General features: G+C 57.0%; 1 rRNA gene. It reads left to right on the top strand.

Annotation, left to right across the window (positions count from 1 at the left end):
* The first annotated feature begins 203 nt into the window (after positions 1–203).
* Positions 204–321: ribosomal RNA gene (gene rrf / locus AC3A3L_RS21635) — 5S ribosomal RNA — on the top strand.
* The last annotated feature ends 7 nt before the right edge of the window (positions 322–328 follow it).

Below are 328 nucleotides of genomic sequence, written 5' to 3'. Positions count from 1 at the left end.
AGTAATGCCCAGCCGACCGGTACTAATAGGCCGAGGGCTTGTCCCAACCACGTACAAAACCACACACACGTGTGCGGCCTGGTACGTCACGCGCAACCAACGAACACACACGCTCCTCACGAGCATGTTCGCGTCCACTACGCAGTTCCCAACCAACAAACCCAACCCACCACAGTGTGGGGGTTTGTAGAGGTTGAAAGAGTTACGGCGGCCATAGCGAAACGGGAAACACCCGGTCCCATACCGAACCCGGAAGTTAAGCCTTTCAGCGCCGATGGTACTGCAACCGAGAGGTTGTGGGAGAGTAGGACGCCGCCGGACAAACATT

The organism is Nocardioides sp. Soil_C_8, from assembly GCF_057656315.1.
The sequence above is the reverse complement of the archived record's forward strand: the minus strand, read 5'-3'. Positions and strand labels throughout refer to the sequence as shown.